Origin of the sequence: Salinigranum marinum (assembly GCF_024228675.1) — an archaeon.
Lineage (GTDB): Archaea > Halobacteriota > Halobacteria > Halobacteriales > Haloferacaceae > Salinigranum > Salinigranum marinum.
In genome coordinates this window covers 2,437,599-2,460,041 of the sequence record NZ_CP100461.1, presented here as the reverse complement: position 1 = coordinate 2,460,041, position 22,443 = coordinate 2,437,599, and the positions used below count along the sequence as shown (strand labels likewise).

Here is a 22,443-nt window from a genome sequence, read left to right as displayed (position 1 = left end):
CTGTCGCTTTACCCGTGCGGTGACGACCGACCAGCGTGTCACTGCTGCGCCTCTTCGGGCTCTTCCGACCCGCGCACTTCGCAGACTGGTACCGCATCGGTGCCGAGTACGTCCAGCACGTCTCCGAGGGCATGGGCTTTCCGGTGGGTGACTTCCCGCTCCGTGCGGAGGAGGCGACCGCGGCGCTTCGTGCCGGCCGGACGGACGTCTCCCCGGAGGTGGCGCGATCGATCGCCGCGGACCTGCTCGCGGACGCGACCTTCTCGGCCCCCTACCTGGAGTGGATGCCGCTGTGGTACGAGCTCGCGCTCGTCGGACCGGTCTCGTACGCCGAGTTCCGCCTCCGGCGGGTCGCAGGACGGTACACGCGCGACCTCGACCACGTCACGGTTCCGCGGTTCTCACGACCCGGGGACGTCCTCGTCGGCGGCCGCCCCGCGATGGAGTACGTCTCGGGGTTCGCAAAGCGGTTCGTCCTCGCCGACGCCGTGTTGCATCTGGAGTGGTTCACGCACGTCGCCCGCGAGTCGGGAATCCGCGTCCCCGACCGACTCGTCGAGCGCACCCGCGAGGAGACGGTCGCGTACTACACGGGCAACGGCGACCTCTCGGACGACACGCGACACTTCCAGCGACTGCTGTTCGCCGACGACGAGTGGGTCCGCGACATCGACGCCGCCTACGACCTCGACAGCACGCTGTTCGGCGTCTGGGAGCGCATCCTCTCGCGCGAACGCGAGCGGCTCTGACCGAGGGGGAACGGCGTCGGTCTGCCCGACGCGACCAGCGAGGGTGCGTCGGCGCGAGCGCGAGAAAGCGTGATATCCTCCCGACGCCTCCCTAGAAGGGGTATGAACGACCGTATCGACGACCTCAGAGAGCTCTTCGCGCGCCTCGACGGGCCCGCGCAGTTCACCGAGCCACAACAACAGCCCCGGGGAACCGTCCGTGCCGACGTGGCGGTCGACCGCGACGTCCGGGCGCTCGTCTCGAGGCTCCGCGAGCGGAGCGGCTTCCGGACCTCGCTCTCGGACGACGACCTCGTCGGTGTCGTCCGTGGCTTCTTCGAGGGTCGTTCGGACCGCGACGTCGCCGCGGAACTCGATGTGTCCCCGGAGACGGTGTTTCGCGCCCGCACGAACCTCCACCTCTTCCGGCCCGAGGACGTCCCCGCCGGGCTCGACCCCGTCATCCGCCGCCTCCGTGCGGGGGAGTCCGCCGCGGACGTCGCGGCCGCGCTCGGGGTCTCCCGCCGGGCGGTCGACCGGGTCGCCCGGGTCCTGGCCGCCCGCGCGGCCGCCCGACGGGTGAACTATCGCTACACGACCGAGTTCGCCGACCTCCTCGACGGCGACGCCGCGAGCGTCGAACTCGACCGGCAGATCTGGGACGACCGTCGCGCGCTCGTCGACGCCCACGACGACTAGCCCTCTACGCCTCCGCGATGGACGGATCGCGTCCCTGTCACGCCGAGCCGACACTCACGACACGGTGAGTGTAAATAATATCCGAGTGACACGAACGTGTTTTGTAGCGGTCGGTCGAACCACCGGGTGGCGAATGAACGACCGGACCCTCGTTATCGGGTGTGCGCTCGGGCTGGCCGTCGCCGGTGCGTTCGTCCTGACGGTGTCGCTCGGCGCTCCCCTGTTCGACCGGGCCGACGGAGCGACGGCGGCGGAGACAGCCACCCCCGTCGCCACGACGACCGACCTGGCACCGGGTGGCGACGCCGACGCGGGGGACGGGACGCCGCGCCAGCCGCCGTTCGCGTTCGAGATCGTGCGGATCGACGCGTGCGGGTCGGCCTGTCGCGACGTGACGGTCGGCCTCACGAACAGCCGGGAGACGCGTGCGACGAACGTGACCGTCACGACCCGGCTGTTCGCGGGCGACGAGACGACCGAGCGCGCGCCGATCTGGGAGGGGGGAGCAACGATCGGCACGCTCGGTCCTGGAGAGACGGTCACCGATACGCGGCGGATCCGACTGGGGTTCGGTGACGTCCTCGCCGTTCAGGCCGCCGACGGCCGGGTCACGACCGTGACCACCGTGCGGTCGGACGGCGAGACCGTGACGTTCGAGCGAACGGAGCGGATCGACTGACCCGCGACGACCCGTGCACTTAGGTGGGTTCGGTCTCGACCCGTCGGTATGAGCGACGATTCCGTGCTCTGTCCCGACTGCGGCTGGACCGGATCGCCGACGAAACTCGACGACGGTGGCGACGACCGATCCTGTCCGCTCTGCTCGACGGACATCGAGATCATCGACTGACCTGGCGGCGCCCGACCCCCGGCGTCAGCGTCCGGAGACGTACGCCGTGAGGTCGGTCGTGGTGATGATGCCGACGACGCCTTCGGTGTCGTCGACGACGGGGACGTGGTGGAAGCGGTTGTCGATCATCGTGTCCGCCACGTCGGCGATGGGGTCGTTCGCCGTCGTCGTGATGACGTCGGTCGACATGTACTCCGCGACCGTCTCCTCGCTCGCCACCGCGTCGTCGGCCGCCAGCCGGACGAAGTCCGTCGCGGTCAGGATGCCTTCGAGGTGGCCGTCCCCGTCGACGACGACCACCGAGCCGATGTTGTGTTCGAGCAGCTGCGCGGCCGCCTCGTCGAGCGACGTGTGCGGTCTGACCGTTTCGACGGGCGCGGACATGAGTCGGCCGACGAAGATGTCCTCCATGCGCAGTCTCTCTCGGCCACGGCTGATAAGAATTGGCACGCCGGAAGCGAGCGTGGTCGCCGTCGCCGTGGACCGCACCGAGCGGCCGACCCGGGCGGTTCACGAACGCGACGACAGGAACAACAGCAGCGCGATCAGAACGAGCCCCGCGAGCGGGACGAGTGGGGCCGCGACCTCGAAGGGGACCAACAGTACCAGTACCAGTACCAGTACCAGCGTCATCCCGACGAACTCGAGCGCCACCAGGACGCTGATCGCTTCGGCTGGATCGGCCATTGTTCGGGCGAGGTTCGAGCCGCCGGGTGAACAGGCTGGCAGTCGCCCGGCTACGTCGGCGACTCACCCCCCGACGACGACGGGAACTGGGGTAAACGAGAGGACGCCGAGGACGAGCGTGAGGAGGCCGACGAGCCAGCGGCCGCGTCCGACGGGCGACTCGTCGAGCGGCGTGACGCCGCTCACCCGGCCGAAGACGAGCGTGATGAGCCCCCAGAGCACCCAGATGCCGACCGCGCGGCCGTCCTCGAAGAAGAAGAGGTAGCCCGCGAGCCCGAACAGCACGAGGGGGACGAACCGCTGGACGGCCGAGAGCGCGTCGCCGACGAGCGCCCGGACGACGTGTGCGCCGTCGAGCTGGCCGACCGGCAGGAGGTTGAGAAACGTCACGAACGCGCCGACCCAGCCGCCGACGACGACCGGGTTGACCATCAGCCCCGGCTCGCCGTACGTGAGCGGCCGACCGACCGTCCACGCCACGAGCTGGATGAGCGGCGGGTAGCCCAGCTCGACCTGCGACGCGGTGGTCGCGACTCCGCCGCCGACCATCGCGCCGGTCTCGATCGGCGGGAGCGAGACGCCGACCGCCGTGACGACGACGGTGGCGACGAGCCCTGCGAGTGGCCCGGCGACGCCGATGTCGAACAGCGCCCGACGGCTGGGGATGTGGTCGTTCATCCGGATCACGGCCCCCAGCGTCCCGAGGAGCGTGGGAACGGGGATGAAGTACGGCAACGACGCCTCGACGTCGTGGTACCGGCTGGTGACGTAGTGGCCGAGTTCGTGGACCGCGAGCACGCCGAGCACCGAGACCGCGAAGGGCCACGCCTCGACGGCCCGCAGGGGCGCTTCGGTGATCGGGATCCCGTACCAGCCGGCCCCCGCCAGGAGCGTCGTGGCCACGGTGGCGACGAACAGCGCGACGTTCGTCCACGGAACGCCGTCGACGCCGGGGGAGCGCTCGGTCGCGAGGAGGACGTGCTCGCCCAGCTGGCGCTCGACGCGGACGCGGTAGCCGCGCTCGCGGAACACGGGTGCGAGTCGCTTGACGACGGCCTCCTGCGGCGCGAGCGGTTCGCCGTAGTACCTGACTTCCCCGTCGTCGACGTCGACCTCGTAGACATGGAAGTAGTCGGCGAGCGTCTCCGGAGCGGGTACGTCCGCCGGGAGCGACGACATCTCCATCGGCCGAGTTACGGACCCAACGAATAAAGGGCTGTTCGTGGCGTGTGCGACCGATCCCGACCCAGGGTCGACCGCGCACGCGTCCGGCCGGCTCGGCCCCGTCCAGTCGAACGCTTTTATTTCCCGACTCACCTGTGTACCGTATGAAACGGCTGCTCTCGAGTATCGGTATCGGCGCGGCGACCGTCGACACGATCCTCCCGCAGGCGGACGTCCGCCCGGGCGAACGCGTCGATCTCGCCGTCGAACTGTCGGGCGGCGACGCCGTCCAGCGGATCGGCGGCCTCTACTTCACCCTCAAGGCCGAGTCCGAGGGGGACGAGTGGGTCGTTGACCGGTACGAGTTCGACGGCTCGTTCACCATCGAACCCGGCGAGGAGCGAACGGAGCAGGTGACGCTCAGGATCCCGGTGTGGACGCCGGTGACCCGCGGTGGGCCGCGCGTCTGGCTGGAGACGGGCGTCGACATCGACTGGGCGATCGATCCGACCGACAGCGATGAGGTCCGCGTCGAACCCGACGGCTTCGTCGCGGCGCTGTTCGACGCCGCGGAGTCGCTCGGCTTCGCGTTCCACTCCGCCGGCGTCGTGGAGACGCCGTGGCTCGACGACCGCCCGTTCGCACAGGAACTCGTCTTCACTCCCGACGAGCGGTTCGAGCGGGACGTCTCGAAGCTCGTCCTCACGACGATCCCGCGCGGGGACGACCTCCGGCTCTACATCCAGGTCGAACAGCGCGACGAGGTCGCCGAGGCGGTCGGCCAGGACTTCAACGAACAGGAGCTGTCGGTGACGGTCACCTACGCCAACCCCGAGATGATCGGCCGGCGGATCTCCTCGACGATCGACCAGTTCACGTAGTCGACGGCTCCGCGCGACGGACGACCAGCACCGGCCCGACGGACTCGGCGGCGACGCGCTCGGCTTCCTCGCCGAACAGCATCGACCGGAGCGACGGCGCTTTCTCCCCCATGACGACGGCGTCGTGGCCGGCCACGGCTTCGATGAGCCCCTCGAACGGGCCGGTGTCGGTGCGGCGGTCGGTCCGGACGTCGATCCCGCGCTCGCGGAGGACGGCGGCGGCCTCGGCGAGCAGTTCCCGCCCCCCGTCCGCCTCCGCCTCGCCCGCGAAGAACAGCGTGACGCCGATGTCGCGGCCGCCGACGAGGTCGGCGACGAACGACAGGATTCGGTCGGCATCGACGTCGCCCGTCAGCGGGACGAGCAGGCGGTCGACCGTGCCCGTCGCCCCGGTGACGACGTACGCCCGAGCGTCGATTTCGTCGGCCACGCGGTCGACGGTCTGGGCCCGGTCGGCGGTGAAGACGAGGCGGTAGTCGGCCGCGCCGCCGGCTTGTCTGAACTCCTCGGCGATGTCCTCGAGCGCCTCGGTGGCGCGGTCTTCGTACTGGAGTCGCGCCTGGTCGGGCGGCGTCTGCTCGGGGAGCACGTGGTAGCCGAGCACCGTCACGTCCATCGTCCCGAGGAGCTCCATCAGTCCGAGAGAGACGGACTGCCCTTCGAGCACCCGGACTGGTACGAGTACGTGTGTCATCACAGCGCTCCCTTCAGCTTCACGTCCCGGGCATAAAAACGGTACCACGCGGCCGAGACGAGCATGATCGCGACCCCGATGAGTTGCGACGCGGGCCGCATGAACCCGATGAGCCCGACGCTGGCGACCGCGCCTACCGCCGGCACGACGGGGTAACCGGGTGCCCGGAAGTCGGGGTCGTACCACTCCGGTTCGTCGCGACGGAGGGCGATGAGCGCCACGCAGATGAGGCCGTAGAGGACGAGGTGGAGAAAGGAGGCGATCTCGGCGAGCAGTTCGACCTGCCCGGTCGCGACCAACACGAGGATCGGCCCGCCGGCCAGCCCCAGCGCGACGTGTGGCGTGCCGTATCTGAGGTTGATCCGACTCGCCCACCGGGGGACGAGCGCGTCCTTCGAGACGGCGTAGATCGCCCGCGAGGTGCTGAGGATCGAGGCGTTGGCGCTGGACATCGTCGCGAGCAGTCCGCCGAGGACGATGGCGAACGCCCCCGCGGCCCCGAGGTAGTGTCGTCCGACCTCGACCATCGCGGTCTCGCCGAACGTCTCCAGCCGGGCGCTCTCGAACGCGCTCGTCGCCACGAAGACGGTCAGGACGTAGAGGACGCCGACGACGAGGACGGAGCCGATCATCGCCAGCGGGAGGTTCCGGCCGGGACGTTTCATCTCGCCGGCGACGGTCGCGACCTGTGCGAACCCCAGGTACGACGTGAAGACGAGCGCTGCGGTCGTCAACACGGGAAACGGGCCGAACGGCGCGAACGTCTCCGGGGTGCTCGGGTCGCCGACGAGCCCGACAGCGTCGAGCCCGCCGTACAGGAGGAACGCGCCGAGGATCGACAGCAACAGCGCGACGATGCCGTTCTGGAGCTTCGCGGCGTTCTCCGTCCCGGTGACGTTCAACACGGTGAAGCCCGCCCCGACCACGAGCGCCAGCGGGACGACCCACTCCTCGCCGACGACGATCCCGAGCTCGGTCAGGGTGTCGACCGCGTAGTAGCCGAAGCCGACGAGGTAGAAGGCGGTCGCGAACACCAGCCCGAACCACAGCGACAGTCCGACGACGGTGCCGGCCAGCGCGCCGAGGCCACGCGAGATGTAGTAGTAGCCGCCGCCGCTTTTCGGCATCGCCGTCGCCAGTTCGGAGGCCGGGAGCGCGACGAGCAGCGCGACGACGGCACCGATGGCGAAGGACGCGGCCGCGGCGGGTCCGGCGCGGCCCGCCGCCAGCCCCGGGAAGACGAAGATCCCCGCCCCGATCATCGTCCCGATGCCGATCGCGAGCCCGCCCGACAGCCCGAGCGTCCGTTCCAGCTCCGCCTCGTCCACGATCGAGGCCTCGTCCGTCTCGACCGTCGACTCGATGACCGGGGCCTCCCCCTCGATGTTGGTCCCTTCTCCTGTCGGCTGGGTCTCAGTTTCCATGTACGGTGTCACTCCGGCCACCGACAAAGGCCTTGGTCGTCATCCGCCCACCGAACGGGGTGGTTCGGGGGGCGGCCGTTGCAGTCGCGCTCGCGAGGCGATCGACCGAACCGGTGACCGTCCATCGCTTTCGATTCGAAGGTGTCGACCGCCACGGACTGACGATAACTGAACAGCAACCGCATTGAACGGCGAGCGCGTACAGCTCCCTGTGGTGCCGTGTCGACCGCACGACACAGGGGGAACTCATGACAACGACTTCGACCGACAGACGACTCGTAACGCTCGCCCTCGCCGCGCTCGGCGTGCTAGTGATCCTCCCGGTCCTCCTCGTCGGCGGCGGGATGATGGGCTACATGGGGTACGGTCCGATGATGGGCGGCGTCCAGGGCGGCATGTGGACCGACGGCGGCGCGGCCCCCGGCTGGCTGTTCCTCGTCGGCGCCGCGATGCGACTGCTGTTCCTCGCGGTCGTCGTCGGCGCGGGCTATCTGCTCTACCGCGTCGCGACCGGCCGTCCCGACGAGGACGACGCGCTCGCGGAGCTCCGACTCGCGTACGCGCGCGGTGACCTGGACGACGACGAGTACGAGCGGCGGCGCGAGGTGCTCGACCGCGACTGAGCGTCCCTCCCTTTCGTGAGTAATGTCACCATTTATCACGAAGGAGCGAGTACACCGGGGCAGGATGAGTGGAGAACCTGCGGAGGCCGACACCGTCGCGATCGAAAGCGGAACCATCTCCGAACTGGGCCTGCCGATCTCTGCCAAGGTCGTCCTCATGTCGATGGGGGGCGGCCTGCTCGGGACGGTGCTCATGCTGCCCGTCCTGGTCGGGATCCCGCAGGCACTGGGGCTGTTTCTGACCGAACCCATCACTCGGTTCGCCGGCTTCGCGGCCTTCTTCGGCATCGAACCGACGGCGATGCTCGGCATGGTCGTCTTCGGGATGGGTGGGACGTTCGTCCTCCCGCTCATCTTCCTCGTCGTCGGCTCGTTCCTCCCGCCGCGCGAACCGCGGTACCTGCGGGGAGTGACTTTCGCGACGTTCTTCTGGACGGGCTTTGCGCCCGCGTTCTGGCCTGGGACGGGCGCGCTCGCGGTCGGTATCTTCCTCGTCGTCTCGTTGCTCGGTCACTGCGTCTACGGGGCCACGCTCGGCTTCGTGCTCGACCGGACCACCGGCATCCCCCAGCACGAGGTCTGACCGGACGGCCCGGTCGGCGAGTCGGCCCTCATTTCGGTTCCTCCTGCCGTCCCGTGTTCGGCGCTCACCATGCTCCGTCAGCGATGCCCCTCCCGTCCACGAGCGACGCGCCGTCGGCGGCCGTTCCTGACCGGATCGGCCCCGAAACCGCTAAGTAGGGGTCATAATGATTATTAACGAAGGTAGTGTGTTACCAATGTCCATGACTCTGCCGCACGGTCTCCCGACGACTCTCGCCCAGTCGGGACTGATTCCGCGGGGGACACGCGTGTTCGTGTTCGACCGCATCTTCACGGTGTTTCTCCTCTTGGGGACGCTCGTCGGGATCGTGGTCGTTGCGTACATGCTGTACAACGCGTACAAGTACCGCGACACGGGTGAGGAGGACGACGTCGACCGACCCGTCCTGGGCGAACTCCCCGAGGGGGGCGGAAAAGGTAAGAAGCTGTTCACCTCCTTCGCGCTGAGTGCCGTCATCGTCATCTCGCTCGTCGCGTGGACGTACGGGACGCTCCTCTACGTCGAGGAGGGACCGTCGGCGGCCGATTCACTGGAGGTCGAGGTCGAGGGCTACCAGTTCGGCTGGCGCTTCACGTACCCGAACGGCCACACGACCGACGGCGTCCTCCGGGTGCCCGCCGACCAGGGCGTCCGGTTGCGGATCACCTCCGCGGACGTCTTCCACAACTTCGGGATACCCGAGTTGAAGGTGAAGTCCGACGCCATCCCGGGGCAAACCTCCGAAACGTGGTTCATCGCCGAAGAGACCGGGACGTACACCGCGAACTGCTACGAACTCTGCGGCGCCGGCCACTCGTACATGACCGCCGACGTGGTGGTGATGGAGCCTGACGAGTACCGCGCCTGGTACAACGACACCAACGCGAGTGCATCATGACCGAACCTGACGACGAACCCGAACACGACGTAGAGACGGACGGTGGACAGACCGACGGCGGCACCGTCAGTGGGGAACTCGCGGTGCCCGCCGCCGAGACGGATCACGCTGACGACCACGGCCACGATTTCCCGGGGACCAACAGCATCAAACGGTGGTTCATCACGACGAACCACAAGGACATCGGCATCCTCTACGTGGTGACGTCGCTGTTCTTCCTCGTCCTCGGTGGGGTGCTCGCGTGGCTGATGCGCATCCAGCTGTGGGCACCTCGGGAGGCGACAGAGGTCATCCTGAGCCCGGGTGCGTACAACCAGGCGGTCTCCGCGCACGGCCTGCTGATGGTCTTTTGGTTCCTCTCGCCGTTTGCCTTCGGCTTTGCGAACTACGTCGTCCCGCTGCAGATCGGGGCGAAAGACCTCGCCTTTCCCAGGTTAAACGCGCTCAGCTACTGGCTCTACCTCGCGTCGGGCCTGCTGTTCGGCATCTCCTTCTTCCAGGGCGGGACGTTCGCGGGCGGGTGGACGATGTACGCGCCGCTGAACGTGCCGACGTTCACCCCCGACGTGGGGGCCTCCACGGCGGTGCTGGCGCTCACTCTCTTCGTCGCCTCGGTGACCGTCTCCTCCGTGAACTTCCTGACGACGATGCATCGCATGCGCGCGAAGGGGTTGACACTGCGTAACTTACCGCTGTTCACGTGGTCGATCCTGCTGACGGTGTGGATGATGCTCTTCGCCTTCGCGGCGCTGCTCGCGGCACTCATCATCCTCTCGTCGGACCGCCTCCTGGGGACGACCTACTTCGCGATGGAGTCGCCCGCGGGGTCGCTCCTGTGGACCCACCTGTTCTGGTTCTTCGGCCACCCCGAGGTGTACATCGTCTTCTTCCCCGCGCTGGGCGTGATGGCCGAGTGCTTCCAGACCTTCACTGGGCGACGCATCGTCGGTCGCAAGTGGTTCATCGCCGCGATGGTTCTCGTCGCGCTCCAGTCGTTCGTGGTGTGGATGCACCACATGTTCCTCACGACGATCAACCTCCAGATCAAGACGCTCTTCATGGTGACCACCATCGGCATCTCTCTCCCGTTCGACCTGATGGTGTTCGCGCTCATCTACACCATGCTGAAGGGGAAGATCCGCTTTACCACGCCGTTCCTCTTCTCGTTCGGCGCGCTTCTCCTCTTTATCATCGGCGGGATCACGGGCGTGTTCCTCGGTGCCGTGGTGCTTGACTACGAGTTCCGCGGGACGTACTGGGTGGTCGCGCACTTCCACTACGTGATGGTCGGCGGTATTACTGCGCTCGTCGGCGGGCTGTACTACTGGTTCCCGAAGATGACCGGGCGGATGTACGACGAGTTCCTCGGTAAACTCCACTTCGGCGTCTACTTCGTCGGCTTCAACCTCCTGTACTTCCCGCTGTTCATCGCCTGGGAGACCCCCCGGCGGGTGTTCGACTACGCCCCCGGACTCGAACCGTGGCACAAGGTCGCGACGATCGGCGGGTTCGTCCTCGGGCTCTCGTTCCTCATCATGTTCTACAACCTGGGCAAGAGCGCCTTCTCGGGTGACCCCGCCCCCGACAACCCCTGGAAGTACGGCTCGACGGCCGAGTGGGCGGTGTCGTCCCCGCCGATCCTGGAGAACTTCCCGGGGACGCCGACGTACGAGAACGGGAACCTGGAGTTCCTCACCTCGTCGGCGGCGGCGCAGACGGACGGCGGCCTCGCGACGGCGGCCGACGCCGCGCGGTCGAAGGTCCAAGTCCGTGAGATCGAGACCGAAGACGACGACTTCCACGCCGACCACGCCAGCATCTGGCCGGCGGTGTTGAGTCTCGGCATGTTCCTCCTCTTCTTGGGCCTCTCAGGGGTCCAAGACGCCTCCTTCGGTGAGGGGACGATGGCGAACGTCTACATGGCCGCGACGGCGGTCGGCGGGGCCGTGACGGTGGGTTCGTTGCTCTCGTGGGGGCTCGAACCGTTCACGGCGTTCCCCGGCGGCGAGGGGGAGGCGTGGCCGTTCGACGGCATCGAGAACGGCAAGGTGGGGATGTGGATCTTCCTCGCCAGCGACGTGGTGCTGTTCGGCGGCTTCATCGGCGCGTACGTCTTCACCAGGGTGGCGTTCGGCTGGGCCGCCTGGGAGCCCGTCCCGTCGAACCCCGTCCCGGGGCTGATGAACACGTACCTCCTGCTCACGAGCAGTTTCACCGTCGTCCTCGCGCTCATCGCCGCGGAGAAGAAACACAAGTGGGGCGTCGTCGCCACGCTCACGACGACGTTCGTCCTCGGCGTAGGCTTCCTCGGCAACAAGGCGATCGAGTGGAACCACCTCTTCCACGAGGGCATGTGGCTGTCGACCAACGTGCGCACCTCGACGTTCTTCCTCACGACGGGGCTGCACGCCGCACACGTCATCGTCGGTCTGTTCATCACCCTCTTCTTGATCGCGCGCGCCTGGCGGGGTGCGTACCTCGAGGACAACCGGTCGCTGGAGTACTTCGGCCTCTACTGGCACTTCGTCGACATCGTCTGGCTGTTCCTCTTCCCGCTCTTTTACATCCTGTGAGGTGACCATCCATGACTTCAACCAAACTGTACACGGTGATTTACGTGGTACTGTTCGTCTCGGCGACGGTGCAGGTGCTCGTCGAGTTCGCCGGCCTCGCGTACTGGACGGCGTTCGGCCTCATCATGGTGCTCTCCGCGGTGAAGGCGCTGCTCGTCGTGGCGTACTTCCAGCACCTCCGATGGGAGCCGCGTTCGTTGACCTACCTCATGGGGATCGGTCTGGCGGCGGCGCTGGCGCTCACGCTCGCGGCGTCGTACTCGATCCTCTGAGGGGGTACCCGACTCCGGGTAATCCCTCCGAGAAGTGATCCGCGACGGATACCGAAACGTCGCTCCCGTCAGTCCGCGCCGGTCCGGCCGTGATCGTCGTAGGCCGTCGGTACCTCGCTGCCGACGAACCGGTCGTGGCGGTACTGGCACTCCTCGCAGAAGAACTGTGCGAGGCCGGCCGGTTGTGTGCCGCTGTACAGCATCTCGGTACCACAGGACGGACAGTGCTCCGTCGGGATCGCCGCCGGACGTTCAGGAACGACCATTATATATTCTACACCCAACGCGTTTGGCGGTGACGACTTAATCGTTTGGATCGGTGTAAGAGAACCCGCGGTGTGTCGCCTACCAGTCGATGAGGGTGTCGTGCCGGTAGTCACACACCTCACAGAAGAACTGCGCGAGGCCGGCCGGTTGCGTCCCGCTGTACAGCATTTCCGTGTTGCACGACGGGCAGTACTCGGGGGAAACCTCTGTCGGCCGTTCGATTTTCATGCGTGGTAACCTCTTCCGAACACCCCTATTAAATTCTATCCATCCGAGGTAGGATTATCTCCTGTAGATCTACATTTTTGCGGCGACACGGCTCGTCGAAACGGGAGGCCGTTCGGTCGGGGCCCAATGGGCGAAGCCGGCGTGAGATTCAAACCGACGGGTCACGAGTCGGGGGTATGGACGAGGCGGCCGAGTCGCGGTCGACGGAGACGCCGACGGGCGGTGCCGAGGGGACGGACCGTCGCGGGTTCGACCGGACGGCGCTCGGCTACGCCCTCCTGTTCTCGGTGCCCGTCTGGGTCGGGGTGACGGTGATGATGCTGAAAGTGACCGGCGGGCGGCCGCTGTTTTTGGTGTTGGCCCCCGGGCTCGTGCTCGGCGGGGCCGTCTTCGCGCTCATCGCCGCCGCGACACGCGGCGGCTACGACACGGCCTGAGCCTCGATCACCGTGTGGCGCGTCGCTGCTCGTGCGAGCGCTTTCAGCTGCAGGCCGAACGCTGGTGAACTACCCTACCCTACTCGCTCACGGCTGACGCCGTTCGCTCCTTGAGGGTAGGGCTTCCTGCTTCCACGACGCGCTTTGCAGACACAGGTGTATCCACAGGGAGCGCAGTCTCCACAGGCGTTGATTCGGAGTATCCCACTCCTACGTCTTTGAGCCCACGAGAAAGAATGTTCCACGCCGCGTTCGCGTCTCTGTCCGCCTCGAACCCGCACGAGGGACAGGAGTGTTCACGGACCCACAACGGTTTCTCTGTCGAGACACCACACGACGCGCACTCTTTGGTCGTCCCTCTCGGGTTGACCGCGACGAAGTGCGTTCCCTTCCGCTCACACTTGTATTCGAGCAACGAGAGGAACGTCCGCCACGCCGCCGACGCCGTGTTGCGGCTGTTCGACGGCGACTCCAGCATCCCCTTCACGTTCAGGTCTTCGACCGCTACGAGGTCGTACTCCCGAGCGTAGTAGTTCGAGAGCTTGTGCAAGAAGTCGCGGCGCTTCCGTCGAAGGTCGGCGTGACACCCCGCCACGCGCCGCCGTTGCTTCTCGTAGTTGTTCGACCCGTGTTGCTTCCGCGAGAGTTTCCGTTGCTCGCGCTCCAAGCGTTCGCGTTCGTCGGAGAGGTCGAGCGACCCGACCGCCGTGCCGTCGGTGTCGTGGGCGTACTTGAGAATCCCTACGTCGATGCCGACGCACTTCTCGGGATTCTCGGGTGTCTCAGGCGGTTCACGGTCCAGTTGGACGCCGAAGGTGGCAAACCACTCGCCCGTCGGCTCTTTCTTGAGCGTGACCTGCTTGAGCGTGGCGTCGTCGGGGATGGCGCGGTGAAGCCGAATCGGTATGTCCGCGAGTTTCGAGAGTGACAGCACAGTCTGACCACCCTTCTTGTCGAGCTTGAAGCCAGACTGACTGTACGTGAAACTGCGGAACTCCCGTGGTGGCTTCCACTTGAGTTGGCCGACGCCGTATCCGTTCTCCTTGAGTGCCGAGAGTCCTTTGACGTTCTGCTCGATTCGCATGACTGTGGTTTGCAGAACTGTTGAATACACGTCCGAGAGGCCATCCCACCAGTCTTTCAGGGACGGGATTTCGTCTCGGATGGACCGAACACGCTGATTGAGCGTGCCTGCGCCCTCGGAAATTTGGTCGAAGCGGTAGAGCGCGTGATTGTACAGTTGCCTACAAATGTCTCGGTGTCGGTCCAACTCCTCACGGTGGGCGTCGGACGGCTTGAGACGGTACTTGTAGGCGTAGTACATTCGCTACTCGTGTTCCTCGATATACTCGTCAAGCCGCTCGCGGATGAACGACGAGAGATTTAGGTGGTGTTCCTGAATCCACTCGTGTTGGTCCTCTCGGAGCGTGATTGTGGTCCGTTTCACCGTATGCATCGTATTCACTATATGCACAAAACAGTTGCGATTACGTGGGCCTGTGGGCCTGCAACCGTAGAGTGTATGAGAACCGTGCGGCGCTGTATCCCCTCCCTGCTCGCGCCTCCCGTTCGGTCGGCGCTCGCTGAGGAAGGGGGCTTAGCGCCTCAATTCAGCTAACCCGCGGTTCCCTGTGGTGACCTGTGATGTCATCGACCGACGTGCCGGCGAACGTGGAACACCTGACCGAGAGCGAACGCGACTGTCTCCGGCTGTGTGAACAGGCCGTCACGGTGTCCGAGTGGTGTGCCGACGAGTGCGCCGACATGGGTCCGGAGATGGGCGACTGCGTCCGCCTCTGTCGTGACGTGGCCGACGTGGCGTCGCTCCACGCGCGGGCGCTCGCCCGCGGCTCCGACCACCGCGAGGCGCTGGCCGGGCTGTGTGCGACCGTCTGCCGCGACTGCGCGGCCGAGTGTGAGACGCACGACCACGACCACTGTCGGGCCTGTGTCGACGTCCTCGGCGACTGTGCGGCGTCGTGCGAGGCGATGGTGAAATAACGGCGGCGCTCCCGAGCCCACGGTCGGGCGCCGACCCCCACACCGACGGCTCGTTCTCTCGTCACGCTGTCCTCCGGTCCCGTGCGCTCGGATGCCAGTCACTCGGCGAGCGTCTCCTTCGAAAAAAGTCGCCTCTCCCCTCTCCTTTCCGCTCGTCGTCCGTTCCTCACTTCCCCTCGTCCGTCACTCTACCGACACGCCGGCACGCCGACCCGCATCCGAACCCGGGTCGACGGCTGTCGGTCTCAACGCGCGGGCGACACACCACGGCCCGGGCGTCTCATAGGTCCGGACACGGCCCGGGCGTCTCACAGGTCCGAACGGAGGCGGATCTGGTCGTCCGTGATCGTCGCGATGGCCCGTTCCTGCAGCGGGTAGCCGTCTTCGTCGTCGATGTCGTCCCAGCCGAGTGCGGCGGTGAGCCTCGTCTTGATCCCCGGGTCGGGATCGACGTACGCCGTGCCGTATCTGACTGCGCTGACGATGCCGACGTTGTCGCCCTCCGCGTTGACGACCGCTTTGCCGATGTCGTCGTCCGTGATCTGAACAGTGCTCATCGCGGCTTCGACTACCGGTGCTCGCGACCTCAGCGTGCTGCTTGCGTGTGCGCCCCGGCTCCCGCGGTGGCGTGTCGATCGGCCCGACTGTCACGCAGTGTCGAAAACAATCTCTAACACCTTCGGGCGTGGTGTCACACTCATGCCAACTATCGTCTCCGGGACGGTCCCCGCGAGCGAGTTCGCGCTCGACCACTCGCTCGAGACGCTCCCGGACCTGATGTTCGAGGTCGAACGGATCGTCAGTACGGGCGACGAGGTCGTGATGCCCCTGTTGTGGATCCGTGGCGCCTCCAGAGAGGCGGTCGAGGAGACGCTCGAAGCCGACCCGACTGTCGACAACGTCACGCTCGTCGGCGACTTCGACGACGAGTGGCTCTTCCAGATGGAGTGGATCGGCCACGTCGACCTCATCGTGCAGATGCTCACCAACTCCGAGGCGACGATCATCGACGCCGTCGGCCGGGAGGACCACTGGAAGCTCCGGGTGTTGTACCCCCGGCGGTCGCTGTTCTCGATGACACACGACTTCTGCGACGAACACGGGCTGAACTTCGAGGTGGCGTCGATCCGCGACCTCGACAGCGAACCCGCCGGCCGGTACGGGCTGACCACCCAGCAGTACGAGGTGCTCGCGACCGCGGCCTCGCACGGTTACTTCGAGGTGCCGCGCGCCGTGACGCTCGAAGAACTCGCCGAGGAGTTCGACGTCTCCCATCAGGCGGTGTCGGAGCGGCTCCGTCGTGCGGTGAACGCGCTCGTCGAGGACACGCTGTTCGTCGGTCTGAACGACCGCGAGTTCGAGTGATCGCACCCGCCGCGCCGAACGTTTAATACTGGTGGATGGTATCAGTGCACACATGGCCGAGAGCGTACTCGTTCCGTTCGTCGCCGCGTCGGTGGGTGCCGTGGGGGTGGCGACCGCCCTGTTCGCGCTGTACAGCCGGAGTCGCCCGGGGCTGTTGCAGGGCCCGATGGTCGTCGCCGTCTCGCTGTTGGCGACCGTCGCCGGGGTCGTCGTCCTCCTCGTCGGCGAGGCGGCCCACGGCGCCGGGTCGCTCGTCTACGTCGGCGGATTCGTCGCGCTCGTCGGGGTCGGTGCGCTCACCGGCATCGTCGCGACTGTCTCGTATCCCGAGGGCGCGAACGCGGACGCGGGCCACTGACTGGCCACCGACTTCGCTCGGACTCACCCGGCGACGCTGAACGCGATCACCGCCGAGATGACGAACGCCGCGTACAGCGCGCCGAGCGCGAACATCACCTTCAGGTGGTAGACGAACAGGTCGTTTGACTCCTCCTCGTGCGCGTCGTCGTACGCCGCCCGTTCGGCCTCGCTCGCGCGGTCGGGATGCGCCTCGACCACGTGGAGGACGCCGTGTCGACGCCGGGCGAAGGGCCGGTCGCAGTACGGGCAGGTCGTCACGGGCGTCTCGCCGTCCGGAACGAGGGTCTCGGGAACGACGCGGCGTGGCTGTGGCGTGGACGTGGACATGGTTAGGTGAGGGGTGCAGTGAACGGTTGGGCGACGACCCAGAGGCTCGTCATCGTGTAGACGATCATGACGACGACGAACGGGTACTGGCTGCGGATGGGCTGGAGCCGTCCGGGGAAGAGTTCGAACGCCCGGGCGTGTGCCACCCAGACCGCGAGGAGGTGGCCGGCGACAACGAACCCCAACTGGAGGCTCCCGAACCACCCGGGGAGAGTCACGAGGGTGACGGTCGTGGGGGGAGCGAGCGGCGAGGCGAGGAGCGCCGCGAGCGCGGGCGCGAGCGAGAGGAAGTACCCGAGGAAGTGCGCGACGTGGTAGCCCGCGGCGATGGGGACGAGCGCCGGGGCGAACCAGCCCGCGACGAACGGGGTCGTGACGTACGTCTCGGCGGTCTCCCTGACGAACCGGGTCGACACCCGGTAGACGAGGAAAAAGAGCCCGAAGCCGCCGACGACGGTGACGAGGTGGGTGACGAGCGGCGGGACGATCGTGGCGAGGCCGCCGACGACGCCGTTCCACGTCGGCGTCGACACCAGCCCGTCGTACGTCGTCACCCACAGGAGCGCGACGACGAACGCGACGTCGTCGCTCCCCATCGCGCCCCGGTAGCGCGCGAGCGCCGTCCCCGGCACCGACAGCGTCGGACCCGTGTCGCCCGTGACCTCCCCCGCGGTCGCCGTGGCCTCCCGGACCGCGTCCCGACCGCGGTCGCCCGCGTCCGCGTCGTCGGTCGCGGCGTCGTCCCGTCTGGGCGGGAGTTCGACGCCACCGTCGCCCGCGGCGTCGCGGTGCTGGTCGCTCCCGTCGGGATGGGTGTCTCCCGCGACGCCGGTGGCCGTCGGATCGTTCCGCTGGATCGGAGCCATGCGGCCGTACAGCCGGAACACGCGCGCCACGGGGTCGACGTACTCGAACCACGCGTTCCCGTACAGCGCCGCTCCGGCGAGGGTGACCGCGGTGTAGACGCAGACGACGACCGCGAGCGTGGTCGGGCTCTCGCCGACCGGACTGACGACTTCGAGCCAGACCAGGCCGAGGAGGCCGACGACGCTCGGCCACGCGCCGACCCGCTCGGGGAGTGAGCGGTTTCCTCGAGGCAGCAGCGAGGAGAGGGTCCGCCAGGGGCTCACGAGCGGCCAGCTGTCGGCGACGAGATACGCGGACATGGTGTAGCCGGCCCACCAGCCGACCCAGACGGTGAGCACGCCCAGGTTCACGAGCGGGTCGCGCGGGCCGACGAGGCCGACGACGACGACGGCCACCAGCCCGAGGACGCCGAGCCCCCGGACGACGGGAACGAGCCGGCGCAGCGCGTCCACCGGGAGGACGACGCGACGGTCGTTGACCTCGCGGATGGTGTCGTGGTCGGTGACGAGCGTCGCGAAGAGGAAGGAGGCGGCGACGATCCCGCCGCCGGTGACGACGACCAGCCAGAACGGGGCCTGGACGGAGCCGAGCGAACCGCTGAGCGAACCGGCGTGTGCGGCCGCGGGCTGGACGAACCACGCGAGGGCGGCCAGCGCGCCCGCACCGGCGGCGACGAGGCGACGGCGAACGCGGGTATCGAGAGGGTGTCGCGTCGGTGTCATTCGTGTGGGGTGTGGTCGTCAGGACGCATCGCGGGTGGGTCGGATCGCGAGCACGAGGACGCTCGTGACGAAGACGGCGGTCGAGACGTCGACCGAGAGCGCCGAAAGCGCGGTGACGACGCCCGTCCCGCCCGCGAGGCCGGCGGCGAACGAGCCGAAGACGGGGAGACAGCTCAGACAGGAACCGAAGCCGAGGACCCCCGACAGGGCGGTTCCGGCGAGGTCGCAGAGGGCGGCGTAGACGAGATACGAGAGCGCGAGGTAGCCGATGACGCGGAAGGGGACGAGGTTGACCGTGAGCACGGAGCCGGCGTAGCCGACGCGCGGCCCCCAGCCGGGTGCGGTCATCGCCACCTGAACGCCGTGGACGTGCGCGTGCGAGTGGCCGTGTCCGCCGCCGAGAAGCGCCGCGGTGTCGACGCTGACCAGCCCCGCGAGCAGTCCGAGGACGACGAAGTAGCCGGCCGCGACGGCGGTGGCACCGAGCCGTACCCGGCGGCTCGTCGCCCGTGGGGTGACGTGGACGACGGCTAAGACGCCAACGTTGATCCAGACGAACGGGTAGAGCACGTATCTGACGGCCTGAACCTCGGCGTTCGTGAGCGCGAAGTAGCCGACGAGCCCGACCGTCTCGACGACGAGCAAGCACGCGAGCCACCACGCCTCCGGCCGGTGGAGCCAGTCGGACCCGCCGACCGATCGCGTCCCGTAGCTCATCGACGGCGGCTCAGATCATCCCCATGAGCTTCACCACGAGGACGAGGATGAACAAGAGGCCGAGCGCCCACGACCCGAGCGCGGCGGCGGCGGCGTTGCTGACGCCGCGACCGCGCGCCGCCATGAACGTCCCGAAAAAGAGGTAGCTGACGGCGATGACCGCGGCGCCGACCACGAGGACGACGCCCGCGCTCTGGACCACCGATTCGGGGACGCTTCCCCCGCTGACGAACGCCACGGTCGCACCGCCGAAGGCGAGGATGGCCCCGAGGAAGGCGACGACCCAGACGGTCGGGTTCCCGGCCAGTTCCGTCACTGGCGACCGGTCGGCCTGCCCCGGGCGAAGCCCGAGCGTGGCCGGTGTGTACTGCCGCCACCCGCGAGCGTTCAAGAACGCGACGAGCGCGACGAGCACCGTTCCCGTCAGGACGCTGAGGAGGAACATCGATTGAGCCATGTGAACAACTCTCTATGACGATTGATTGTTTTACATCGTGTATAAATGGTTCGCTCGGAAGCCGGTTCGCGTGGAGTATTCGCTCACGCCCGCGGGCGACTCACTCGGCATCGTCGTCAACGCGAGCGAGGAGTGGCGCGAAGTATACCTCGAACAGCGTGACGGTGCCGACGCCGAGGACGTCGACTGAGCGCCGCCCATGCCGCCCACGCTGTCCCGCCTGACCCCCGCTCAGTTCACTCGCTCGTAGAGGTCGACGACATCGTCGTAGTCGAGTTTGCCGTTCTCGTTGAAGTCGTAGGCGGCCTCGTTCAGCCGGACGCTGTCGGCGTCGAACTCGTCGAACAGCGTGGTGACGTCGTCGTAGTCGAGACGGCCGTTGCCGTTGAGGTCCTCGAACCGTCTGTCGCCGTCGAGGTCGGACGGCGCGGCCGTGTTGTCGCCGACTGGCGGCGGTCCGACGACCACCACTCCCGGGTACGTTCGGGTCTCGACCGTCTCGCCGGCGTCGGAGTCGAGTCGGTCGGCGGTGACCATGACGTCGGTCGTTCCCGCCGTCCCGCCTGCGACGGTGAGTGACGCGAGTTCGACGTCGGTCCCGCCGGGCACCGGCGGCACTGCGTCCTCGATATCGACGAGCCTGATCGTCGCGGTGGTGTCGTCGTCGCTGACGTTCGTCTCCGCGAGACCGAACGGGTCGGCAACCTCGACGCCGCGGAGCGTGGCCACCTCGGGCTCGGTGACCGTGACGGTGATCTCTCCGCCGGCGAAACCGTCCGGGAGCCACCGTCCCGACAGCGTCGCGGTCCCCGCCTTCCCGTTGCGCACCGCCAGCGAGTCGGCCGTGATCGTCGTCGGTGGTTGCTGGAGCCCCGGGGTGCCCTCACGGACCGTGAACCGGGCGTCCGTCCGGACCGGTGACTCGGGTTTCGTCACGTGCTCGACGACCCGGTAGTCGGTCTGCCACTCGTCGGGCCTGACGGTACATCGGACGTACCCTCGCTTGCCGCTGTAGTACCGCACGTTGTCGTTCTCGGCGATCATCTCCTCGCCGAACGCGTCCATATCGGTGCCGTCGCCACCCGAGGTGATCGACGTGCCGACGAACTCCGCGCCGATCGGCTCGCCCGTGTCGGGGCTGACGAGGTCGTTCGCGAAGTGTCGGTGGATGTCGCCGGTGACGACGATTGGGTTCCGGACGTGATCTTCGAACGTCCGGAAGACAGTGTTCTGGTCGGCGACGTAGCCATCCCACTGGTCAGTCCGGAACCCCTCACCCTCAGAGCTCCCGGTGAATAACCCGATCTTGTAGTCCATCTTCGCCATCGGCAGCTGGTTGGCGAGGACATCCCACGTCGCCTCGGACGTTTCGAGGTTGTCCACCAGCCACTCTTCTTGGGCGTCGCCGAGGATCGTGCGGTCCTCGGCGAACCGCTCCGCGCAGTCGACGGCGACGAACGAGTCGCCACACGCTTGGTCGTCGCGGTACAGCCGCGTGTCGAGGACGTTGAACTCGATCAGGTCGCCGAACGCGTAGTTCCGGTAGAGCTTCTGGTTCGACCCATCCGGCTTCTGGGCCAGTCGGAACGGCATGTGCTCGTAGTAGACTTTGAACGCGACGGCGCGCCGCTTCAAGAACGCCTCCATGGTCTGTTTGTCCGGATCCTGCGGGACGTCGCCGGCCCAGTTATTATCGACCTCGTGGTCGTCGCGGGTAACGAGCCACGGCGCGCTAGCGTGGGCGGCCTTCAGGTCGGGGTCCGACTTGTAGAGGGCGTACTGCTGGCGGTACCGCTCCAGCGTCTCCGTCTCAGCCCGGAAATCCTGCGGGAGTGACGTGTCCCGGGCGCTGTCGTTCCCGATGCCGTACTCGTAAATGTAGTCGCCGAGGTGGACGATCAGGTCGAGGTCGTCCGCGGCCATGTGCGCGAACGGCGTGAAGTAGCCGTCGGGCCACTGCTGGCAGGAGGCGAAGGCGAACCGGAACTCGTCGATGCTCGTTCCCGGCCCAGGGGCCGTCTTCGTCCGGCCGATCGGACTCTCGGTGCCGCCGGCGGCAAACTGGTAGTAGTACTCCGTGTTCGGCTCCAGTCCCGATACGTCGACGTGGACCGTGTGGGCGTGGGCAGGTTCGGCAGTCGCGGTTCCGCTCGCCACGATGTCGGTTACGGAGTCATCGGTCGCGACCTTCCACGCGACGTCCACTGGTTCGTCCGGCATCCCGCCCGCCACGGCGAGCGGGTCGGGAGCAAGTCGCGTCCAGACGATAACCGAGCCGGGCAGCGGGTCGCCGGAAGCGACGCCGAGCGTGAACGGGTCGCGCTCAAACTCGCCGTTCTCGTCGACCGCCGCGCTCGCCGTCGTCGCCTGCCCGGACAGGCCGAGAGCCGCAACGACCGACGCGGCTCCGGTTCGCTGCATGAACTGCCGACGGTTCTGTGCCGTCGGATCGGGTGTGTCCGGATCGGTTAGATCCATGAGCGGGAGAGAGGAATGTACGTTATTTTAATTTTATAATTCTGATACATATGGTAAGGCACCATCAGTTACTCGTCTGATCATCACCGATAGGTACGTCCAGTACGTGGCGCTGTGGAGCGGTGTCTCCGATGGAGGTCA

29 protein-coding genes are annotated in these 22,443 nt (G+C 67.3%); 15 read left to right on the top strand and 14 right to left on the bottom strand.

Annotation, left to right across the window (positions count from 1 at the left end):
- Positions 1-35 precede the first annotated feature (35 nt).
- The 4 genes from NKJ07_RS12185 (at position 36) to NKJ07_RS12170 (ending at position 2,277) form a co-directional block, all read left to right on the top strand.
- Positions 36-749, top strand: coding sequence for a DUF8116 family protein (locus tag NKJ07_RS12185; protein ID WP_318567089.1), 714 nt, complete (start codon positions 36-38; stop codon positions 747-749).
- A gap of 102 nt (positions 750-851) precedes the next feature.
- Positions 852-1,427 (top strand): hypothetical protein, encoded by a 576-nt coding sequence (locus NKJ07_RS12180; RefSeq protein ID WP_318567088.1) that lies wholly within the window; start codon positions 852-854, stop codon positions 1,425-1,427.
- Positions 1,428-1,560: 133 nt separating this feature from the next.
- Positions 1,561-2,106 carry a hypothetical protein gene (locus NKJ07_RS12175; RefSeq protein ID WP_318567087.1) on the top strand — a complete coding sequence of 182 codons (546 nt, stop codon included), beginning with the start codon at positions 1,561-1,563 and terminating at the stop codon, positions 2,104-2,106.
- A 48-nt stretch (positions 2,107-2,154) separates the two neighbouring features.
- Entirely contained in the window at positions 2,155-2,277 is a 123-nt protein-coding gene (locus NKJ07_RS12170; RefSeq protein ID WP_318567086.1) for a hypothetical protein, read from the top strand.
- 24 nt (positions 2,278-2,301) lie between these two features.
- Here NKJ07_RS12170 and NKJ07_RS12165 read toward each other — a convergent pair whose 3' ends face one another.
- From NKJ07_RS12165 to NKJ07_RS12155, 3 genes are all read right to left on the bottom strand, one after another.
- Positions 2,302-2,688 carry a CBS domain-containing protein gene (locus NKJ07_RS12165; protein WP_318567085.1) on the bottom strand — a complete coding sequence of 129 codons (387 nt, stop codon included), beginning with the start codon at positions 2,686-2,688 and terminating at the stop codon, positions 2,302-2,304.
- Positions 2,689-2,787: 99 nt separating this feature from the next.
- Positions 2,788-2,964 carry a hypothetical protein gene (locus NKJ07_RS12160; protein WP_318567084.1) on the bottom strand — a complete coding sequence of 59 codons (177 nt, stop codon included), beginning with the start codon at positions 2,962-2,964 and terminating at the stop codon, positions 2,788-2,790.
- A 63-nt stretch (positions 2,965-3,027) separates the two neighbouring features.
- Positions 3,028-4,149 carry a site-2 protease family protein gene (locus tag NKJ07_RS12155; protein WP_318567083.1) on the bottom strand — a complete coding sequence of 374 codons (1,122 nt, stop codon included), beginning with the start codon at positions 4,147-4,149 and terminating at the stop codon, positions 3,028-3,030.
- Between the two features lie 143 nt (positions 4,150-4,292).
- On the opposite strand from NKJ07_RS12155, the gene NKJ07_RS12150 reads away from it, so the two are divergent.
- Positions 4,293-5,009 carry a sporulation protein gene (locus NKJ07_RS12150; protein WP_318567082.1) on the top strand — a complete coding sequence of 239 codons (717 nt, stop codon included), beginning with the start codon at positions 4,293-4,295 and terminating at the stop codon, positions 5,007-5,009.
- Here NKJ07_RS12150 and NKJ07_RS12145 read toward each other — a convergent pair.
- Both NKJ07_RS12145 and NKJ07_RS12140 read right to left on the bottom strand, forming a co-directional pair.
- Positions 5,002-5,703: a universal stress protein gene (locus NKJ07_RS12145; protein ID WP_318567081.1), complete on the bottom strand. Its 702-nt coding sequence runs from the start codon at positions 5,701-5,703 to the stop codon at positions 5,002-5,004. The genes NKJ07_RS12150 and NKJ07_RS12145 overlap by 8 nt on opposite strands.
- Positions 5,703-7,127 carry an APC family permease gene (locus NKJ07_RS12140; RefSeq protein ID WP_318567080.1) on the bottom strand — a complete coding sequence of 475 codons (1,425 nt, stop codon included), beginning with the start codon at positions 7,125-7,127 and terminating at the stop codon, positions 5,703-5,705. The genes NKJ07_RS12145 and NKJ07_RS12140 overlap by 1 nt, the downstream gene beginning before the upstream one ends.
- 248 nt (positions 7,128-7,375) lie before the next feature.
- Between NKJ07_RS12140 and NKJ07_RS12135 the strand changes: the two genes are divergently transcribed.
- From NKJ07_RS12135 to NKJ07_RS12115, 5 genes are all read left to right on the top strand, one after another.
- On the top strand, positions 7,376-7,750 hold the full coding sequence (locus NKJ07_RS12135) for an SHOCT domain-containing protein (protein WP_318567079.1): 375 nt from the start codon (positions 7,376-7,378) through the stop codon (positions 7,748-7,750).
- A gap of 64 nt (positions 7,751-7,814) precedes the next feature.
- On the top strand, positions 7,815-8,333 hold the full coding sequence (locus tag NKJ07_RS12130) for a DUF6789 family protein (RefSeq protein ID WP_318567078.1): 519 nt from the start codon (positions 7,815-7,817) through the stop codon (positions 8,331-8,333).
- A 196-nt stretch (positions 8,334-8,529) separates the two neighbouring features.
- A complete protein-coding gene (coxB, locus tag NKJ07_RS12125; protein ID WP_425504653.1) occupies positions 8,530-9,231 on the top strand; it encodes a cytochrome c oxidase subunit II in 702 nt (233 codons plus the stop codon).
- Entirely contained in the window at positions 9,228-11,804 is a 2,577-nt protein-coding gene (locus tag NKJ07_RS12120; RefSeq protein ID WP_318567076.1) for a cbb3-type cytochrome c oxidase subunit I, read from the top strand. The genes coxB and NKJ07_RS12120 overlap by 4 nt, the downstream gene beginning before the upstream one ends.
- 11 nt (positions 11,805-11,815) lie before the next feature.
- A complete protein-coding gene (locus NKJ07_RS12115) occupies positions 11,816-12,076 on the top strand; it encodes a cytochrome C oxidase subunit IV family protein (protein WP_318567075.1) in 261 nt (86 codons plus the stop codon).
- Between the two features lie 68 nt (positions 12,077-12,144).
- On the opposite strand, the gene NKJ07_RS12110 is transcribed toward NKJ07_RS12115, so the two are convergent.
- A complete protein-coding gene (locus NKJ07_RS12110) occupies positions 12,145-12,342 on the bottom strand; it encodes an HVO_2142 family zinc finger protein (protein ID WP_318567074.1) in 198 nt (65 codons plus the stop codon).
- A gap of 79 nt (positions 12,343-12,421) precedes the next feature.
- Positions 12,422-12,571 carry an HVO_2142 family zinc finger protein gene (locus NKJ07_RS12105; protein WP_318567073.1) on the bottom strand — a complete coding sequence of 50 codons (150 nt, stop codon included), beginning with the start codon at positions 12,569-12,571 and terminating at the stop codon, positions 12,422-12,424.
- A 176-nt stretch (positions 12,572-12,747) separates the two neighbouring features.
- Here NKJ07_RS12105 and NKJ07_RS12100 point away from each other — a divergent pair, with 176 nt between their 5' ends.
- Entirely contained in the window at positions 12,748-13,008 is a 261-nt protein-coding gene (locus tag NKJ07_RS12100; RefSeq protein ID WP_318567072.1) for a hypothetical protein, read from the top strand.
- Between the two features lie 79 nt (positions 13,009-13,087).
- On the opposite strand, the gene NKJ07_RS12095 is transcribed toward NKJ07_RS12100, so the two are convergent.
- Complete coding sequence (locus tag NKJ07_RS12095; RefSeq protein WP_318567071.1) at positions 13,088-14,332, bottom strand: RNA-guided endonuclease InsQ/TnpB family protein; 1,245 nt, start codon at positions 14,330-14,332, stop codon at positions 13,088-13,090.
- A 320-nt stretch (positions 14,333-14,652) separates the two neighbouring features.
- Between NKJ07_RS12095 and NKJ07_RS12090 the strand changes: the two genes are divergently transcribed.
- Positions 14,653-15,009: a four-helix bundle copper-binding protein gene (locus NKJ07_RS12090; protein ID WP_318567070.1), complete on the top strand. Its 357-nt coding sequence runs from the start codon at positions 14,653-14,655 to the stop codon at positions 15,007-15,009.
- A gap of 308 nt (positions 15,010-15,317) precedes the next feature.
- On the opposite strand, the gene NKJ07_RS12085 is transcribed toward NKJ07_RS12090, so the two are convergent.
- Positions 15,318-15,566, bottom strand: coding sequence for a PRC-barrel domain containing protein (locus tag NKJ07_RS12085; RefSeq protein ID WP_318567069.1), 249 nt, complete (start codon positions 15,564-15,566; stop codon positions 15,318-15,320).
- A 142-nt stretch (positions 15,567-15,708) separates the two neighbouring features.
- On the opposite strand from NKJ07_RS12085, the gene NKJ07_RS12080 reads away from it, so the two are divergent.
- Both NKJ07_RS12080 and NKJ07_RS12075 read left to right on the top strand, forming a co-directional pair.
- Positions 15,709-16,374, top strand: a complete 666-nt coding sequence (locus NKJ07_RS12080) for a helix-turn-helix domain-containing protein (RefSeq protein WP_318567068.1) — start codon at positions 15,709-15,711, stop codon at positions 16,372-16,374.
- Between the two features lie 52 nt (positions 16,375-16,426).
- Positions 16,427-16,732 (top strand): hypothetical protein, encoded by a 306-nt coding sequence (locus tag NKJ07_RS12075; protein WP_318567067.1) that lies wholly within the window; start codon positions 16,427-16,429, stop codon positions 16,730-16,732.
- A 23-nt stretch (positions 16,733-16,755) separates the two neighbouring features.
- On the opposite strand, the gene NKJ07_RS12070 is transcribed toward NKJ07_RS12075, so the two are convergent.
- Genes NKJ07_RS12070 through NKJ07_RS12055 form a run of 4 tightly spaced genes read right to left on the bottom strand, consistent with a single transcriptional unit; the run spans position 16,756 to position 19,824 of the window.
- Complete coding sequence (locus NKJ07_RS12070; RefSeq protein WP_318567066.1) at positions 16,756-17,061, bottom strand: DUF7410 domain-containing protein; 306 nt, start codon at positions 17,059-17,061, stop codon at positions 16,756-16,758.
- Positions 17,062-17,063: 2 nt separating this feature from the next.
- Positions 17,064-18,650, bottom strand: coding sequence for a hypothetical protein (locus tag NKJ07_RS12065; RefSeq protein ID WP_318567065.1), 1,587 nt, complete (start codon positions 18,648-18,650; stop codon positions 17,064-17,066).
- Between the two features lie 18 nt (positions 18,651-18,668).
- Positions 18,669-19,367 carry a DUF7546 family protein gene (locus tag NKJ07_RS12060; RefSeq protein WP_318567064.1) on the bottom strand — a complete coding sequence of 233 codons (699 nt, stop codon included), beginning with the start codon at positions 19,365-19,367 and terminating at the stop codon, positions 18,669-18,671.
- Between the two features lie 10 nt (positions 19,368-19,377).
- Positions 19,378-19,824 carry a hypothetical protein gene (locus NKJ07_RS12055; protein WP_318567063.1) on the bottom strand — a complete coding sequence of 149 codons (447 nt, stop codon included), beginning with the start codon at positions 19,822-19,824 and terminating at the stop codon, positions 19,378-19,380.
- Positions 19,825-19,894: 70 nt separating this feature from the next.
- On the opposite strand from NKJ07_RS12055, the gene NKJ07_RS12050 reads away from it, so the two are divergent.
- The gene (locus NKJ07_RS12050) at positions 19,895-20,014 is read left to right on the top strand and encodes a hypothetical protein (RefSeq protein WP_318567062.1); all 120 of its coding nucleotides are present in this window, start codon (positions 19,895-19,897) and stop codon (positions 20,012-20,014) included.
- Positions 20,015-20,055: 41 nt separating this feature from the next.
- On the opposite strand, the gene NKJ07_RS12045 is transcribed toward NKJ07_RS12050, so the two are convergent.
- The gene (locus NKJ07_RS12045) at positions 20,056-22,302 is read right to left on the bottom strand and encodes an alkaline phosphatase D family protein (RefSeq protein ID WP_318567061.1); all 2,247 of its coding nucleotides are present in this window, start codon (positions 22,300-22,302) and stop codon (positions 20,056-20,058) included.
- Between the last annotated feature and the right edge of the window lie 141 nt (positions 22,303-22,443).

Excerpts from the sequence above, each read along its gene's own strand:
- NKJ07_RS12150 (WP_318567082.1), top strand. The coding sequence starts at position 4,293 with ATGAAACGGCTGCTCTCGAGTATCGGTATCGGCGCGGCGACCGTCGAC.
- NKJ07_RS12065 (WP_318567065.1), bottom strand. The coding sequence starts at position 18,650 with ATGACACCGACGCGACACCCTCTCGATACCCGCGTTCGCCGTCGCCTC.
- NKJ07_RS12115 (WP_318567075.1), top strand. The coding sequence starts at position 11,816 with ATGACTTCAACCAAACTGTACACGGTGATTTACGTGGTACTGTTCGTC.
- NKJ07_RS12045 (WP_318567061.1), bottom strand. The coding sequence starts at position 22,302 with ATGGATCTAACCGATCCGGACACACCCGATCCGACGGCACAGAACCGT.
- NKJ07_RS12060 (WP_318567064.1), bottom strand. The coding sequence starts at position 19,367 with ATGAGCTACGGGACGCGATCGGTCGGCGGGTCCGACTGGCTCCACCGG.
- NKJ07_RS12100 (WP_318567072.1), top strand. The coding sequence starts at position 12,748 with ATGGACGAGGCGGCCGAGTCGCGGTCGACGGAGACGCCGACGGGCGGT.
- NKJ07_RS12120 (WP_318567076.1), top strand. The coding sequence starts at position 9,228 with ATGACCGAACCTGACGACGAACCCGAACACGACGTAGAGACGGACGGT.
- NKJ07_RS12055 (WP_318567063.1), bottom strand. The coding sequence starts at position 19,824 with ATGGCTCAATCGATGTTCCTCCTCAGCGTCCTGACGGGAACGGTGCTC.
- NKJ07_RS12085 (WP_318567069.1), bottom strand. The coding sequence starts at position 15,566 with ATGAGCACTGTTCAGATCACGGACGACGACATCGGCAAAGCGGTCGTC.
- NKJ07_RS12155 (WP_318567083.1), bottom strand. The coding sequence starts at position 4,149 with ATGGAGATGTCGTCGCTCCCGGCGGACGTACCCGCTCCGGAGACGCTC.
- coxB (WP_425504653.1), top strand. The coding sequence starts at position 8,530 with ATGTCCATGACTCTGCCGCACGGTCTCCCGACGACTCTCGCCCAGTCG.
- NKJ07_RS12070 (WP_318567066.1), bottom strand. The coding sequence starts at position 17,061 with ATGTCCACGTCCACGCCACAGCCACGCCGCGTCGTTCCCGAGACCCTC.
- NKJ07_RS12165 (WP_318567085.1), bottom strand. The coding sequence starts at position 2,688 with ATGGAGGACATCTTCGTCGGCCGACTCATGTCCGCGCCCGTCGAAACG.
- NKJ07_RS12130 (WP_318567078.1), top strand. The coding sequence starts at position 7,815 with ATGAGTGGAGAACCTGCGGAGGCCGACACCGTCGCGATCGAAAGCGGA.
- NKJ07_RS12135 (WP_318567079.1), top strand. The coding sequence starts at position 7,376 with ATGACAACGACTTCGACCGACAGACGACTCGTAACGCTCGCCCTCGCC.
- NKJ07_RS12140 (WP_318567080.1), bottom strand. The coding sequence starts at position 7,127 with ATGGAAACTGAGACCCAGCCGACAGGAGAAGGGACCAACATCGAGGGG.
- NKJ07_RS12080 (WP_318567068.1), top strand. The coding sequence starts at position 15,709 with ATGCCAACTATCGTCTCCGGGACGGTCCCCGCGAGCGAGTTCGCGCTC.
- NKJ07_RS12105 (WP_318567073.1), bottom strand. The coding sequence starts at position 12,571 with ATGAAAATCGAACGGCCGACAGAGGTTTCCCCCGAGTACTGCCCGTCG.
- NKJ07_RS12180 (WP_318567088.1), top strand. The coding sequence starts at position 852 with ATGAACGACCGTATCGACGACCTCAGAGAGCTCTTCGCGCGCCTCGAC.
- NKJ07_RS12145 (WP_318567081.1), bottom strand. The coding sequence starts at position 5,703 with ATGACACACGTACTCGTACCAGTCCGGGTGCTCGAAGGGCAGTCCGTC.
- NKJ07_RS12175 (WP_318567087.1), top strand. The coding sequence starts at position 1,561 with ATGAACGACCGGACCCTCGTTATCGGGTGTGCGCTCGGGCTGGCCGTC.
- NKJ07_RS12090 (WP_318567070.1), top strand. The coding sequence starts at position 14,653 with ATGTCATCGACCGACGTGCCGGCGAACGTGGAACACCTGACCGAGAGC.
- NKJ07_RS12110 (WP_318567074.1), bottom strand. The coding sequence starts at position 12,342 with ATGGTCGTTCCTGAACGTCCGGCGGCGATCCCGACGGAGCACTGTCCG.
- NKJ07_RS12075 (WP_318567067.1), top strand. The coding sequence starts at position 16,427 with ATGGCCGAGAGCGTACTCGTTCCGTTCGTCGCCGCGTCGGTGGGTGCC.
- NKJ07_RS12170 (WP_318567086.1), top strand. The coding sequence starts at position 2,155 with ATGAGCGACGATTCCGTGCTCTGTCCCGACTGCGGCTGGACCGGATCG.
- NKJ07_RS12095 (WP_318567071.1), bottom strand. The coding sequence starts at position 14,332 with ATGTACTACGCCTACAAGTACCGTCTCAAGCCGTCCGACGCCCACCGT.
- NKJ07_RS12160 (WP_318567084.1), bottom strand. The coding sequence starts at position 2,964 with ATGGCCGATCCAGCCGAAGCGATCAGCGTCCTGGTGGCGCTCGAGTTC.